General features: G+C 71.8%; 14 protein-coding genes. 7 read left to right on the top strand and 7 right to left on the bottom strand.

Annotated elements, in window-relative coordinates; all coding sequences use genetic code 11:
- Window positions 1–45: 45 nt before the first annotated feature.
- The 3 genes from RIN75_RS29280 (at window position 46) to RIN75_RS29270 (ending at window position 3,262) form a co-directional block, all read left to right on the top strand.
- Window positions 46–1,536, top strand: coding sequence for a hypothetical protein (locus RIN75_RS29280; protein WP_309115263.1), 1,491 nt, complete (start codon window positions 46–48; stop codon window positions 1,534–1,536).
- A gap of 299 nt (window positions 1,537–1,835) precedes the next feature.
- A complete protein-coding gene (locus RIN75_RS29275; RefSeq protein WP_309115262.1) occupies window positions 1,836–2,819 on the top strand; it encodes a DUF6492 family protein in 984 nt (327 codons plus the stop codon).
- Between the two features lie 197 nt (window positions 2,820–3,016).
- Window positions 3,017–3,262 carry a hypothetical protein gene (locus tag RIN75_RS29270; protein WP_309115261.1) on the top strand — a complete coding sequence of 82 codons (246 nt, stop codon included), beginning with the start codon at window positions 3,017–3,019 and terminating at the stop codon, window positions 3,260–3,262.
- On the opposite strand, the gene RIN75_RS29265 is transcribed toward RIN75_RS29270, so the two are convergent.
- The 3 genes from RIN75_RS29265 to RIN75_RS29255 form a co-directional block, all read right to left on the bottom strand.
- Window positions 3,259–3,975, bottom strand: coding sequence for a thiopurine S-methyltransferase (locus RIN75_RS29265; RefSeq protein WP_309115260.1), 717 nt, complete (start codon window positions 3,973–3,975; stop codon window positions 3,259–3,261). The two genes, RIN75_RS29270 and RIN75_RS29265, sit on opposite strands and share 4 nt — an antisense overlap.
- A 135-nt stretch (window positions 3,976–4,110) precedes the next feature.
- Window positions 4,111–4,830: a hypothetical protein gene (locus tag RIN75_RS29260; protein ID WP_309115259.1), complete on the bottom strand. Its 720-nt coding sequence runs from the start codon at window positions 4,828–4,830 to the stop codon at window positions 4,111–4,113.
- Window positions 4,830–5,252, bottom strand: coding sequence for a hypothetical protein (locus tag RIN75_RS29255; RefSeq protein ID WP_309115258.1), 423 nt, complete (start codon window positions 5,250–5,252; stop codon window positions 4,830–4,832). The genes RIN75_RS29260 and RIN75_RS29255 overlap by 1 nt, the downstream gene beginning before the upstream one ends.
- A 52-nt stretch (window positions 5,253–5,304) precedes the next feature.
- Here RIN75_RS29255 and RIN75_RS29250 point away from each other — a divergent pair, with 52 nt between their 5' ends.
- Complete coding sequence (locus RIN75_RS29250; protein ID WP_309115257.1) at window positions 5,305–5,856, top strand: helix-turn-helix domain-containing protein; 552 nt, start codon at window positions 5,305–5,307, stop codon at window positions 5,854–5,856.
- Window positions 5,857–5,958: 102 nt separating this feature from the next.
- Here RIN75_RS29250 and RIN75_RS29245 read toward each other — a convergent pair whose 3' ends face one another.
- The gene (locus RIN75_RS29245; RefSeq protein ID WP_309115256.1) at window positions 5,959–6,591 is read right to left on the bottom strand and encodes a response regulator transcription factor; all 633 of its coding nucleotides are present in this window, start codon (window positions 6,589–6,591) and stop codon (window positions 5,959–5,961) included.
- Window positions 6,588–7,712, bottom strand: coding sequence for a histidine kinase (locus RIN75_RS29240; protein WP_309115255.1), 1,125 nt, complete (start codon window positions 7,710–7,712; stop codon window positions 6,588–6,590). Before RIN75_RS29240 ends, RIN75_RS29245 begins: the two co-directional genes overlap by 4 nt.
- Before the next feature lie 154 nt (window positions 7,713–7,866).
- Between RIN75_RS29240 and RIN75_RS29235 the strand changes: the two genes are divergently transcribed.
- A complete protein-coding gene (locus RIN75_RS29235) occupies window positions 7,867–8,511 on the top strand; it encodes a VanZ family protein (RefSeq protein ID WP_309115254.1) in 645 nt (214 codons plus the stop codon).
- Between the two features lie 141 nt (window positions 8,512–8,652).
- Here RIN75_RS29235 and RIN75_RS29230 read toward each other — a convergent pair whose 3' ends face one another.
- Window positions 8,653–9,114: an SRPBCC family protein gene (locus RIN75_RS29230; RefSeq protein WP_309115253.1), complete on the bottom strand. Its 462-nt coding sequence runs from the start codon at window positions 9,112–9,114 to the stop codon at window positions 8,653–8,655.
- A 541-nt stretch (window positions 9,115–9,655) separates the two neighbouring features.
- A complete protein-coding gene (locus RIN75_RS29225; RefSeq protein WP_309115252.1) occupies window positions 9,656–10,072 on the bottom strand; it encodes a hypothetical protein in 417 nt (138 codons plus the stop codon).
- 519 nt (window positions 10,073–10,591) lie between these two features.
- Here RIN75_RS29225 and RIN75_RS29220 point away from each other — a divergent pair.
- Window positions 10,592–11,383, top strand: a complete 792-nt coding sequence (locus RIN75_RS29220) for a thiopeptide-type bacteriocin biosynthesis protein (RefSeq protein ID WP_309115251.1) — start codon at window positions 10,592–10,594, stop codon at window positions 11,381–11,383.
- Complete coding sequence (locus RIN75_RS29215) at window positions 11,373–13,772, top strand: hypothetical protein (RefSeq protein ID WP_309115250.1); 2,400 nt, start codon at window positions 11,373–11,375, stop codon at window positions 13,770–13,772. The genes RIN75_RS29220 and RIN75_RS29215 overlap by 11 nt, the downstream gene beginning before the upstream one ends.
- Window positions 13,773–13,815 lie beyond the last annotated feature (43 nt).

Genomic DNA, 13,815 nt, shown 5'->3' with positions numbered 1-13,815 from the left:
CACCCGCGACCCCACACCGACCGACCACGAAGGACCGAGAGAACCATGACCACCACCGCTTCCCGCACCCTCCCCGTCTCCGGGCTGACGGACCTGTCGAACGAGTCCCGCATGATCACCGCGCCGTGGAGCCGCATGATCCGCGCCCTGGGCCTCGGGCAGTACCCCGTCGACTACGACCCCGCGGTCGCCGGGCACATCGGACGAGCGCTCGACCAGCTGGCCGCGAAGGTCCTGCCGTCCAACGCGTACGCGTTGTTCTGCCGGGACCTGGGCGACTTCGTGCTGAAGGTCAACGACCCCGCGCGCGACCGCACGTGGGTCGACCAGGCGGTCGAGCCGCTGCTCGACGCCGCCCGCGCCGAGCGCAACCCCTACTACCGGGCGCTGGCCGGCTGCCTCGTCATGGACTCGTTCGCCAAGCTCGGCCTCGACGTGTCCCTGCTGGTCAACGACCGACGTGACTTCCCGGCCGAGGTGCTGGACACGCTCGACGAGATCGCGCCGGACCAGATCCCCGACGAGAACCGCGGCCGGCACGGCGACTACGAGCGGCTGTCCGCGAGCTCCGCGGTGTTCCTCGCGCTCGGGCAGGTCGGGCTGAAGGAGCGGCTGGTCACCCCCGAGCGCAACCGCGTCGTGGAGGCGCTGGGCCTGCTGGAGAACATCCCGGCGCCCTACTTCCGCGGCCGGTCCGGCTCGATGTTCATGTCGGTGCTCTCGCTGCTGGGCTACGACGAGTACATCTTCGACGGCGAGCGCGACTACATGCGGGAGACCCTGCACTACATGGCGCGCGCCGACGAGATCGGGATCTTCCCGTCGTTCCCGGAGGAGCTGCCGACCGCCTGGTCGAAGGTCTACCCCCTGCTGTGCATGCTCAACGCGATCGCCATGAGCGGCCGGGCGGAGTACTTGAACGACCCGGTCGACTGGCTGGCCGAGGCCGAGGAACTGCTGTCCGAGGTGCCGTGGAGCGACCGCGTCCACATGAGCCAGTACTACATCGTCGGCCTGCACAACCTGGGCCGGCTGCGCGACCGGCTGCCCGACCTGGACGGGTACGTGGAGGAGATCGCGGCCGTGCTCGACCAGGTCGACCCGGGTGCCAACTTCTTCCCCAACGGCATCGCCTACCCGTACATCATCGAGGTGGCCATGCAGACCGGGCGGATGGACCTCATCCCGGAGGAGGCGCTGCACAAGATGGTCGACTCCTTCACCGACCTAGACAGCACCCCGGCCAACCGCGCCAACCGCAGCTTCCCGGTCAGCTACGCGCTCAACGTGCTCGGCGAGATCGGCGCCCCCGAACTGGTCTTCGAGCCGCGCGAGCGCTACCGCGGCAGCTCGGCGATCGACTGGGTCATCGACAACATGTCCGAGGGCGCGACGGAGGAAGGGCTGCGCCTGTACATGATCCCGCACGCCCTGATCAGCTACGCCCTCCGCCTGCGGGGCGCGAACGCGCCGGAGACGGACCTGTTCCGCGACTTCCGGTTCCGCCTGGCCGCCGACGGGGCCCGGACGGCCTGACCCGCCGCCGCGGAGGACCCCCTCCGCGGCGACCGCGCCGACGACCGGCGGCCCAGGTGGGTTCAGGTCCCGCGTCGGGCGCCAGTGTCCGATGTGGAGGAACGGGGGACTTCCCCGACCGGTCGTACCACCGGCAGGCGCGGTCGGGTCGATCGGAACCACCTGGTCGTCGGTCGACGCGAGGAGCAGCGGGTGCGGTGCGTCAGGGACAGCGCATGACGTGGACGACCGGCCCGGCACGTGATGCGGTTCCGCCGATCGGCGGTGTGCGCACTCCGGTGCCGCATCAGGATGATCTCGTGTCGTCAGTGGTCGATGTGAGCCTGCCGGAATTGGACGTGGTCATCCCGATCGCGCCGAAGGACGCGGGTGACGTGGGGTTGTGCCTGGATTCGGTCCTGCGCCACTGCCGCAACCCCGTTCGCGCGGTGCACGTCGTGTCGCGGTTCCCGGTGACGGCGGCCGATGAGCGCGTGCGGTGGTTGGACGAGGCATCGATCAGGCCGGGCATCGGGGACGTCGGGGAGGCGTTGCGGGCGGCCGGGTCGCGTCACACCAACGCGTCGTGGTACTTCCAACAGCTGCTCAAACTGCGCTGCTTCGACCTGCTCGACAGTGACACGCCCGATCACGTGCTGGTCGTCGACGCCGACATCGCCTTCGTCGCCGATGTGTCGTTCGTGGATCACGACGGTCGGGTGCGGCTGCCCATGGGATATCCGCTGCGTTGGGTGAACGGCGGACGAGCCGCGGCCCCGTCGCGGCACTCGGCGCTGAGCGCCGCGGCCCGCCTGGTGCCGGGGTGGCGTCCGGTGGACCACTTCAGCGGGATGCAGCACCACATGGTGTTCGACCGGGTGGTGTCGGCGGAGCTGACCCGCCGGGTGGAACAGGCTCACGGCGCGCCGTTCTGGCGGGCGTTCCTGGCCACCAGCGAGTCGTCGAAGTGGACCGGCGCGTCGGAGTACGTGCTGTACCGGCACTTCGCGTGTCTGCTGTTTCCCGAGCGGGTCGCGATGCGTCACCTGTCGGCCGTCGAGGTCGTCCAGTCCACCGCCGCCGGGGGCTTCACCCTGGCCGACGTGCTCGACGCCCCGCGCCCGGCCGAGGTGCGGGTCGTGGGGTGCCACCGGTTCCTCGACTACGCCGAACGCATCGCCACCATGGACTACATCCCCGACGACCTGCGCCGGGAGCTGCCGCCGGGCGCCCCGCTGAAGTTGTCCCTGCTGGGTGGCGAACTGAGCGTCGTGCCTGCCCTCGCACCGCTGGTCCTGCCGTGAACCGCGCGTTCTCCAGCGGAACGGATAGTGGATCCACCCCGGGGCGAGGTCGAGTGCCGCGAGCATGTGCATCACGCTGTGGCGGTGATCCCGAAGCGTTCTGCCGATCGGCGATGTCGCTGCGGGCGGTCCCGCTGCCATCCTGAGCGGACGTTCGCCACCGGGGCGGCAGGCCCCTTGAGCAAGGGAGGTCCACCGTGATTCGTCGTCTGGTGGTCGCGGTCGCCGCGGCACTCGGGGTCGTCGCTCTGGTGCCGTCCGCTGCCCAGGCCATCCCGGTGTGCAAGAGCGGCTACGCCTGCCTGTACCAGTGGTACGCCGACCCGGAGCACACCCAGTTCAACGGTTTCCGCGCCGTCAACTGCGACGGCAGCGTCGACAGTTCCGGTGTGCAGAGCGGTTACCTGGTGTTCGGTCAGGCGCGCTGCAACAGCTCGTACTAGCGCGCGCGGAGCAGGAAGCCGTGTTCTACCAGGCTGGTCAGCCCGAACTTCTCGACCATCCGGTGGTTCGGCCGGAGTTCGGCGGCCACGTGCTCGACCTCGAACGCGTCCCCGAAGCGGTCGGCGACTTCGTCCGGTCCGACGGTGAACGGCGGCGTCGGCAGGCTCGGGTGGTATTCCAGGGTGTTGAGGAAGTACCGGGTGCCGGGTCGCACCAGCCGGGTGATCGCCTCGGCGTAGCGCTGCCGCATGTCGTCGGGGAACGCGATCAGCGCGGCCCGGTCGTACACCAGGTCCACCGGGCCGAGCGCCTCGGGTGTCAGCGTGAAGATGTCCTGGCGGCGGATCACGAGGTTGGCGCAGCGGAAGACGTCGGGCTCCTCCTCCACCGGGTCCAGGTCGTTCTCGGCGAAGAATTCGGCGACCGCCCGGGGCACCAGCTCGACCCCGACGACCTCCGCCGCGGACTCCGCGAAGAACCGCAGGTCGGCGGTCTTGCCGCAGAGCGGCACCAGGACGCGGGCGCCGGCCACGAGGCCGAGGCGGTCCAGCAGGAGGGCGTGCTCGTGCACGTTCGGCAAGTGGAAGCTGGTCTTCGTGCCGCCCTCGGCCCAGGAGTCGTACCAGAACTCGGATTCCATGCTGTACCAGAGGTGTGCGGAGCGTGCTGGAGACGGGTCCGAACGGGTGATGTCACCGGAGAGTGCGACCACGGGAGGATCCTCTCCAGCGCCTCCCGGGTCACCGTGCGGTTGTGGCGCTCCGGTTCGCGTTGGAGGTCCTGATCGATCTGAGCGAGCCGGGCTGCTGGACCAACCGGTGGCGGGGCGACGCCTGCTTCGACGGCGTCAGGCGGTCTTCGAAACGGCGTGCGCGGCGACCAGCGCCGACTCGACCTGCACGTCCGCCAGGCGGTGCAGGGGGATGGGCGTGCCGGGCAGCGACCGGTCGGCGAGTTCGCACCAGTGGCCGAAGACCGCTTCGGCCTCGGTCGCCGGGCGCCGCTCGGCGTCGAGGACGCGCAGCAGCGCCCCGGCGAGCCGGATGCGCATCATGTGCGGCAGCACCTCGAACGAGCACTGCTCGGCCACCGTCGCCGGGCGGTCGACCTGGTTGGACCAGTTCGCGCGCACGCCGTGCAGCATGCGCAGCCCGTCCTGGTAGGCCCGGTGGAACGGGGTGTCGGTCACCGGTTCGGGGGTGATCATCTTCAGGGCGGCGGCGGTCTCGTCCAGCAGTGCCATCGCCTCGCCCACGAGTTCCGCGAGGTTTCGCCCGCACGGGGAGGTGTCGCCGGCACGGGGGTCCTCCCAGTAGGGCACCTCGGTGATCACCGTGGTCGTGCCGTGCCGGGACGCGTAGTCGGCGCTGCTGACCAGGCCCGGCACGGAGGGCATCCGCAGCACGCCCGGCGCGAGCACGGCCGAGTCGGGCGCTTCCCAGATGGCGTTGTGCGGTGGCAGGCCGTGCTTGGCCGGCACCTCGGACAGGCGGGCGGCCAACTCGGCGTCGTCGGTGTTGACGTAGTGGAAGACACCGCCGTACTGGCCGTTGTGCAGCGAGCACATCAGGCCGGCCGCAGCTCGTCGATCAGGGCGGCGAGGGCCGCGGTTTCCGGCATCGGGTCGCCGAAGGTCCACTCGACCTGCTCGGCGAACGCGGGGCGGTAGTGGTGGCGGCCGTAGGCCGCGCGGTCGCCGGGGTGGGCGTACCAGCCCTCGTTGAGGCGGGCGCCGTCCGGGTCGACGCACGGCACGAGGTGCCAGCGCATCCCCGCCCGCCGGGCCGGTTCCCCGGTCAGGACGCGGGCCAGGGCGCGGATGGTGAGGAACCCGACCGGTTCGTCGGGGTGGGGGCCCGCGAACACCAGCGCGTTGCGCTCGCCCGTGCCGATGGTGGTCACGAGCAGCGGTTCGCCCCGGCGGGACATGCCGTAGGTGCGGCCGCCGAGGCCCTCGGCCAGTTCGCCGGCGGTGGGGAAGCGGTGCATCGGTCCTCAATTCCGTAGAGTCACTATCAAATAGTGACGCTACGATAACCTGGTGGGCAAGAGGGAGGACAAGAGGCGGCGCAACACCGCGGCGTTGGTCGGGGCGGCGCGCGAGTTGTTCCTGGCGCGCGGCTACCACGGCGTGGGCATCGAGCTGATCGCGGAACGGGCGGGCCTGACCACCGGCGCGATCTACTCGCTGTTCGGCGCCAAGCGGGAACTGCTGTTCGCGGTGCTCGACGAGGTCGGTCGGCGGATCGAGGTGCCGCCCGGACCGGACGTCACCGACACCGTCCTCGCCCACGTCCGCGCCTACCGCTCGCTGGTGACCTCGGATGAAGGACCGGGGCTCCTGCGCCTGGAGGTCGAGGCGTTGGGCCTGGTCCTGGAAGACCCGTCCGCGCGCGCCCGGGTGGCCCTGCCCGCCCTCACACCCCTGCTGACGGGCCGCTCCCACCGGGGCCGTGACCTGACCGAGCAGGAAGCGCACGCCATCGCGGTGCCGCTGTCGGCGCTGTTGCGCGGGCTGGCCCAGCAGGAAGCCCTCCTCCCGGGGACGGTGCCCGACGAGGTGTGGGAGCGCTCTGCCCTGGCCCTGCTGTGAACCACCGCGAGCAGTGCCGCGGGACCGCCGACCCCGGGTCGCGGACGGGCGGCGACCTCGGTGGCGGCCGCCGGCTCCTCCGACTCAAGCCGATCCCGTCGCTCACCTCTCGGCGTCGAGGAGGCCCGACTCCCATGCCCAAGCGGCGATCTCGACGCGGTTGCGCACGCCCAGCTTCGCCTGGACCGCCGCCAGGTGCGTCTTGACCGTGCCGACCGTGACGTGCAGGGTGCGCGCCACCTCGGCGTTCGTGCGCCCGCGCGCCACCAGGAGCACCACGTCCAGTTCCCGGGGGGACAGCGGCACGTCACGGGGCTCGGGGCGTCGGCCCGCCAGTTCGCGGAGCATGCGCACGGTGATCGCCGGGCTCACCAGGGCCTCGCCCGAGGCCGCGGCGCGGATCGCCTCCACCAGCAGGGTCGCGCCGGAGGTCTTGAGCACGAAACCGGAGGCGCCGTGGCGGAGGGCCTCGCGCACGTGCTCGTCGTCGTCGAAAGTGGTGACCACGACGACCTTCGGGCCGCTGATCCGGCGCAGCGCCTCCAGGCCGTCCAGGCGGGGCATCCGGACGTCCATCAGCACGACGTCCGGGTCGAGGTCCCGCGCCATGGACACGGCCTCCACGCCGTCGACGGCCTCGCCCACGACCTCGATGTCCGGTTCGGCGGACAGGATCATGCGGAAGCCGGTGCGGACCATCGCCTGGTCGTCGGCGATGAGGACCGTGATCGTCATGCTTCCTTCTCGACCGGCAGGCTGGCCCGGACCGCCCAGCCCCCGTGCGGGGCCGGGCCCGCGGACAGGGTGCCACCCGCCGCCGTGACGCGTTCGCGCAGGCCGCGCAATCCGAAGCCGCCGGGGTGGTCGGGAACGGAGCGGCCGTTGTCGGTCACGCGGATCTCGACGTGGCCGGTGGTGCGGTGGACCGACACGTCCACGGCGGTGGCGCCCCGCGCGTGCTTGCGCGCGTTGGTCAACGCCTCCATCACCACGCGGTAGGCCGCGGTGGAGGTGCTGGGGTGCACGTCGGTGAACGGGCCGCGCACGTCGAGTTCGCCGAGGAGGCCCGACGTGCGGCGGAAGCGCTCCACCAAAGCCGGCACCTCGGTGACCCCGGGCACCAGGTCGTCGCCGCTGTCGCGCAGCAGGCCGACCGCGCGGCGCATGGCGTCCACCGCCTCGGTGCCGGCGCGCTCGATCTCGTGGAGCGCGGGCAGCACGAGGTCGGGACGGGTGGCGGCGACCGCCGCCGCGCCCTGCGCGTGGACCACGATCCCGGTGACGTGGTGAGCGACGAAGTCGTGCAGGTCGCGGGCGAACTCGGCGCGTTGCGCGGCGCGGGCGCGGTCCACCTGCCGCCTCCGCGTGGCGGCGGTCAGGCGGGCCGCCAGGCCGGCCGTCACGGCGACCCCGATGCCGAGTGCGAGCACGAGCACACCGACCGCCGTCCGCAGGTCCTCGACGTCGCCCCGCAGCGGCTGGACCAGGACCGACAACGCCAGGACGGGTGCCGCGACGGCCGTCCACCGGAATTGGCCGCGCCACACCAGCAGGCCGAGCACGCCGAGCATGGCCGTGGTCGCGGACAGGGTGAAGGGCATCTCCACCGACTGGTCGTGCCGGGTCGCCCACCACATGCCCGTCGCGCAGGCGGCCTGCGCCGCCGCGAGTGCGGGCAGGCCGCGCGGGCCGGGCCACCCGGCGCACAGGGCCACTGCCACCGCCGCCACCGCCCACGGCAGGCGCACGTTGCCCTGACCGCTGAACTCGCCCAGCCACAGGTCGACCAGGCCGAGGGCGACGAACGCGCACGCGGCAGCCAGCCAGGGGACCGCTGTTCGGACGAAGAACCGCACCCTTCCAGCGTAGAGACCGGGGAGTGGTCGTCGGATCAGTCGGGAGGGGGTCTGCCGAAAGGAGGAGGTGGGCGCGCAAGACCTGCCGGAGGACGGAGGTCCGCGCGGCGTGCCCGGACGCAGGCTGGCACCGAGTCCGATCAGGAGGTCGCGAATGTGGGATGACGTCGGTTACGCGGGTGTGGGGATCGAGTCGTGGTACGTGCTCGTGCCCGCGTTGGCGCTGTGGGGCGCGGTGCTCGTGACGCGCGCGGCGCGCGGTCGGCCGGGGTGGACGGGGCGACACCTGCCGACCCGGACGGCGGCCGGGTCGTACGTCGCGGGGGTGGTGCACTTCACGCTGTTCCCGATCGACGTGCAGCGGGGTCCGCACGCCAACCAGACCGCGTGGTACGAGCAGGTCAACTGGTTCCCGCTGCTCACCGCGGACGTGCCGTCGTTCGTGCTCAACGTGGTGATGCTGGTGCCGTTCGGCGTGTTGCTGCCGCTGGTGTCGGCGAGGGCGGCGAGCGCCGGGCGGGTGGCGGCGCTGTCACTGGCGTTCAGCGCGTCGATCGAGGTGGCGCAGCTGCTGATCTACGTCTTCGCGCGCAGCGGGCGCAGCGTTGACGTCAACGACCTCCTCGCGAACACGCTGGGCGGCGTGCTCGGGTACTTGCTGGTCAAGTCCCTGCCCGCGCTGCGGCGCATCGCGCTGCCCGGTTCATCGCTCGCCGGAGCCCGAGAAACGCTGCTCCGAAGGACGTCTCCGGCCGCATCCGTCGTCGACCGACTCGAACCGCGCAAACCTTCACGGTGAACGCTTCGACACCGCCGTGACCGTTGTGCTTGTCGGAAGCCGCCCGTGCCCGGACCCGCGCGTCCAACTTCACCACGTCGCCCCTCGCGCCAGACCCGTGGTCGCCGATCGTCGCGCGGACGGCCCGCCCCGTCGCCGTCGTCAGGCGGCGAAGTGCGCCTTCACGGTCGCGATCTCCTGGACGAAGAGGGCTTCCAGGTCGTCCAGGAAACCGGCCGGCGCGCCGGGGACCACGCGGAACTCGCGCTCCCAGTCGATGAAGCTGCGGCCCGGTTCGTTCGTCACCGGCCGGACCCGGTAGGTGGCCACGTAGTCCACGATGAACAGCACCTGCGCGACCGAGCGGTAGGTGAGCGAGCGGTCGGTCTCCGAGCGGCCGACGACTTCCTCCACGGCCACGTCGTGGTTGGGCAGGAGGGTGAACTCGAACGTCGACGGGACCTTCTTCGCCGAGCCGCCGTGGGTCCAGTGGGCGTTCTCGACGCCCTCGCCGAACACGATGTCGAGCAGCACCATCATGTCCCGGACCTTCGCCCACACCTCGTCGGCGTCTGCGTCGAGGACGGCTGAGTGGTAGACGGAGTACTTCGGCGACAGGGCCATGGTGGTCTCCTGGTGCGTCGCGAGCACTTCGGGGGAAGCGCCGCACGGGCGGGCCGCGGGGTGCGTGCCCAGTTGACCAAGTCGTCGAACACCGACGTCGTGTTACGGGACGTCGTGTGATCGGTCCGTGCACGCGATCTGTTGGTGCGGGCTCGGGTTCGACCCCGCACCGTCAGCCCGACGTCCGGACGTGGGCCGCCGACAACCGCTAATCGGCAGGCCCAGCTCGAACACCCTGTCCCTGGCCGCACCACGTCTGGTCGCGCCGTGATCAACGATCATGACAGGCCGCCTCTGCGGACCCTGTCGCGTCGCCAACTCGCGAACCGGATGCGTGCGGAGGCCACGTGGGCGTGGGGCACGCCTCTGGGAGAACTGCCTGAGCGTCTTGGCCGACCGCGTTCGCGAGCCGTCCACGAGTTGGTCGATCCACCACCGCCTCGCTCCTGCCGCCCGTGGAGCCTGCCGGGATCAGCGGTAGTTCCATGCGGGTTCGCTGCTGCGCGTCCCCGTCGAACGGCAACGGTTTTGTTTCTGCTTGTCACGACGCCGCCGTGGGTGTTCGAGGCAGATGACGGCGGCGTTGTGGGCTGTCTTGACCAGGTCGGGATCGGGGGGCGTTGATGGCCTGCTGCTCGGCCTCGGCGAGCCGGCTTTCGGGGTGCTCCTTTTCGGTGTGAAGCTCGGCGCGGCGCTGGTTGACGTCGCGGATGAGGTCGCGGTCCGGATTGTCGACGAGTTCGAGGTTGCGGATGGTTCGCTTGATCTCGGTGTCGGTGTGGGCGATGGCCCTGCGGAGTGCGGTGGCTGCTGTTCGCGTTCCTGTCGGACGGCCGTGTCGAGGTGCCGTCTCTCGAGGTTCTTCGCACGGGTGGCGGAAATACTGCGCCGTTGCCGCGGCTTGGGGGAAGTGAGCGGCTGGGTGAAACCGCGGAGTTTCACCGTCAGTGCTCGCCACTCAAAGCGGAGACACGAAAGGGTGACTTTTGGCAACCGGCCTTGCGTCGATCGTATGGGTGGGAAAGCCGGGGCGCGGTGCGCGCCGATCGGGTGAATATCCGTCGAGGTCTGAGATCTCTTCGGCACATTTCAGATTTGACCTGCGACAACACGGGGACGATCCTGGTGGTAGTGGCGGGAGGGAGCTTATGGGTGTGCGGCGATAAGGACCTGCGGACGACCGGGAAGTAATGGGAGACACGAAGGAGACGCTCGCCCGGCAGATGGGGGTCGACCGATCCGCGGTCGCCGGCCTGGGAACGACGTTCAAACACCCCAGCCCTGGATGGGGCCTGACGTGGTGAAGGCGCTGCAGTCGACGCCCGACCGCCTCGCCACATCGTTCGTGCGAGCCGCTTCGCGGTGCGTCTCCACGTCAATGATTTGCCGGTGGACCGGGCGCGCGTGAGCGATCTTGACGGCCGACAAGTTGGCTCCTCCTCGTCATGACCGGCCTCCTGGTCGAAGGGAGTCCGCCGTGGCCCTGTTGCCGGCTCGGCCCGCCGCGACGGCGACCGGAGACTGGGTGCAGGTCGACCTCACCGCCACCCTGAGCCAGGTCCGGCGGCTTTATCCGGAGATCGCCCGGATCGCCCGGGAGTGGTTGCGCGGCGAGGTGATCACCGAATTCTTCTTCATGCACAAGCCGCCTGGGCTGCGGGTGCGCTTCGCGGCGTGCGGGGAACACGCTTCGGCCGTGCGCACCGAGTTCCTCTTGCACGCGCTCGGGTGGCGGGACGCGGGCTTTATCTCCGACGCCCAGCCCGCGTCCTACATCCCGGAGGAATCCCGGTTCGGCGGCTCGGAAGCCATGCACCACGTCCACCGGCTGTTCACGGTGGACGCGCTGACCTGGCTCGACCTCCACACCCAGCAGTCCAAGACACCGGCATGGCGGCTCTCCATGGCGATGCTGCGCCAGGTGGTGCCTATCGGGGTCGACTGCGCCGTCTGGCGGGCGGTGGCCGCAGCGGGCAGACAGTGCCCGGCCGACGCGCCCGTGACCGCGCACGCGGCGGCGGGCCTGCGCGCCCTGTGGGACAGACCCGCGGCCCTGCGCACCGCCCTGCCCGCCGCCGCACTCGCGCTGGTCGACCGGCACGCTGCCCTGATCGGCTCGCTCATCCCCCGTTGGCAGGCCACCCCGGACGCGCTGGCCTGGTATGTGATCTTCCACTGGAACCGCGCGGCGCTCGGCCTCGGTACCCAGATCCTCATCAGCACGGCGCTCGGCGCGTCACGCCCGCGGGGGAACGACGATGTGCGCTGACCACGCCCCGACCGGTTCCGCCTGCCTGTTGCGGGTGGCGGGCGTACCCGCCGCCGCACTCGCCGACCTGGGCAACACCGCGTTGTTCGACCGGATCCGGGCGCACCTCGACGACGAACTGGACTACCGGTGGTTCGGGCGGGAACTGGCCCTGCGTGTCGGCGACGAACTCGTCCCGCATCCGGAATTGACGCACTCGCTGCGCCGCCTGGCCATCGCGACCGTGCGGGTGCTGCGGCGCGGCGGGCTGGTCGACGCCCACGCGTGCCGTCGGCTGGCGGTTGTCTCGGCAACCCTGGGCATCGGGGACGCGCTCGCCGAGAGCCTGCTCAGCGCCGCCGATCGCGCCGAGGGGCTGGCGGCCGCCGAACGCGGTCTCACCGAGGAGATCGGCACCGAGCAGGCGCGCCTGGTGGGCTTGCCCTGGCGGATCGTCACCGCCAGTCCGGCCATCACCCGCATCCTCACCAACACCGCGCCCGAGATCGTCGCCGAGATCGGCGAGCGGCTGGCCGCGCGACAGGACTGGACGGCCAAGCGGCTGCGGCAGCGCGCGGACTACCTGCTGCGACTGATGGCCCGCTCGGCGTTCAAGCCGACGCCGCGCGGGTGGCTGGCGCAGGTGGCGCTGGTCGACCTGGGGCCAGGACCGGGGGACTTACGCGTCGGCGCGCATGCGGTGCACCGGGTGGCCGACATCCAGGACGGGCGTCGGTCCCTGGCCGCCGCCGACGACCTGCCCGACGCCTGGTTGAGCATGACCGCCCTGCACTGGACGCGCGGCGACCGGCTGTGCTGCTGGGTCGATCACCCCGGCGGGCTGAGGTTCGTGCGGATCCGCTGCACGTCCGCTGTGGACGCGGTCCGGCGCGTGCTGGGGCACACCGCGCTGCGGACGTCTGCTGTCCTGGAACTGCTCGCCCCCCTCCCGGACCGGCGCGCGGTGACCCGGGACTTCCTGCGGCACCTGGTGCGGCTCGGCGTCGTGCAGGTGTCCGCGCCGCCCGCGGCGAAACTGGACGGCTGGTCCGACCGGCCCCGCCGCGACGACCGGCCGGGTTTCGTGGACGTCTACCGACAGGGCGTCGGCCACGTCGCGCTCGCCGACGTGGCCCGGCTGGGAGATCTCGTCGCGCAGGCCCGCAGGCTGGCCGCGGTGCTGTCGACGGGTCGGTCCGGACGCCACCCGGTCCTGGGCCTCGTGGGCAGCCGACCGCGGCCGATCACCCAGATCGTCGCGGAGTTCCTCGACAACGAGTGCCCGAGGCGCAAGGCGCGCCGGGCGAGGGCGTGGCCGACGGCGCAGCCGGGGACGGCGTACGCGCGGCTGTGCGACTGGCTGGGCGGGCAGCCCGGCGACGAGATCGACATCAGCGCCGACGTGCTCGACGCCGTGGGCGCGCCCGCGGCGACCCCGCCGGCATGGCCGGTGGACTGCCTGGTCCGGCCGATGGCCGACGGCCGGGCCGTGCTGGAAGCCGTCGTTCCGGCAGGCGTCGTCGACGCCCGGTTCGCGGAGGCACTCGGCCGTCTGCACGGCCGCGTCCCCCAGGTCGAGGCATACCGGGCGTTCCTCGCGCACGCGGCGGCGCGGTGCGGCGCGGAGCCGGTCGAGGTTCTCGTCCCGCCGCTGGGGGTGCGGGGCGCCAACACCGTGCGCCGCCCCCGCTACACCGACACGTGGACCGGCGACGCCGACCCGTCCGCCTACCTCGCCGAGCCGATGACCCGGTACCTCCCGTTGCGGAGCATCACCATCCGCGAATCCGACGGCCGGGTGATCGCCGAAGACCCGTCGGGCCGCCGGCTGTGGCCGGTTTACCACGCCACGCGCGCCGCGCCGCATCCATGGGATGTCGTGCTCGCTCTGCTCACCGCCGCGAACCCGGTCGCGGAGCTGGCCGCGCCGTTCACCACCGGCGACCCCGGCCGAGCCTTCCCCGGCCGCACCCGGACACCCAGGATCGTCATCGGCGGCGGGCTCGTGCTCGCCGGCCGGACCGCGCTGGTCCCCCGGGACCGTCTGCCCGCGCCGGGCGCGCCCCTGGCGACCCGGGTGCGGGAGCTGGCCCGGCTGCGGGCCTGGGCAGGGGCGCCGCGGTGGAACTTCGTCCGGGTGGCGGGTGGGCGCCGTCCGCTGCCGATCGATCTGGACAGCCTCGGCGCGCTGCGCGTCATCGATCGCCTGCTCGCCCACGCCGAGGTGCCTGAGCTGGCGCTGGAGGAGATGCTGCCCGACCCCGATCACCTCGTGGTGCGCGACGACCACGACCACCGGTTCGCCGCCCAGCTGCTGGTGCGACTGCCCCACCAGGCCGACCCGGTTGCGCTCGCCGAGAGGGCCGCCGGGGCGCTGCGCCGCGCACAGCCGATGGCGACCGTGTCCTGACCCCTGAGCACCACCGGACCACCGGTGGGACGAGTGAAACGAG

It is taken from the genome of Saccharothrix sp. (assembly GCF_031180885.1).
In the GTDB taxonomy this organism is placed as follows: domain Bacteria; phylum Actinomycetota; class Actinomycetes; order Mycobacteriales; family Pseudonocardiaceae; genus Actinosynnema.
Note: the sequence above shows the minus strand (reverse complement) of the source record. Positions and strands in the feature narration are given on the sequence as shown.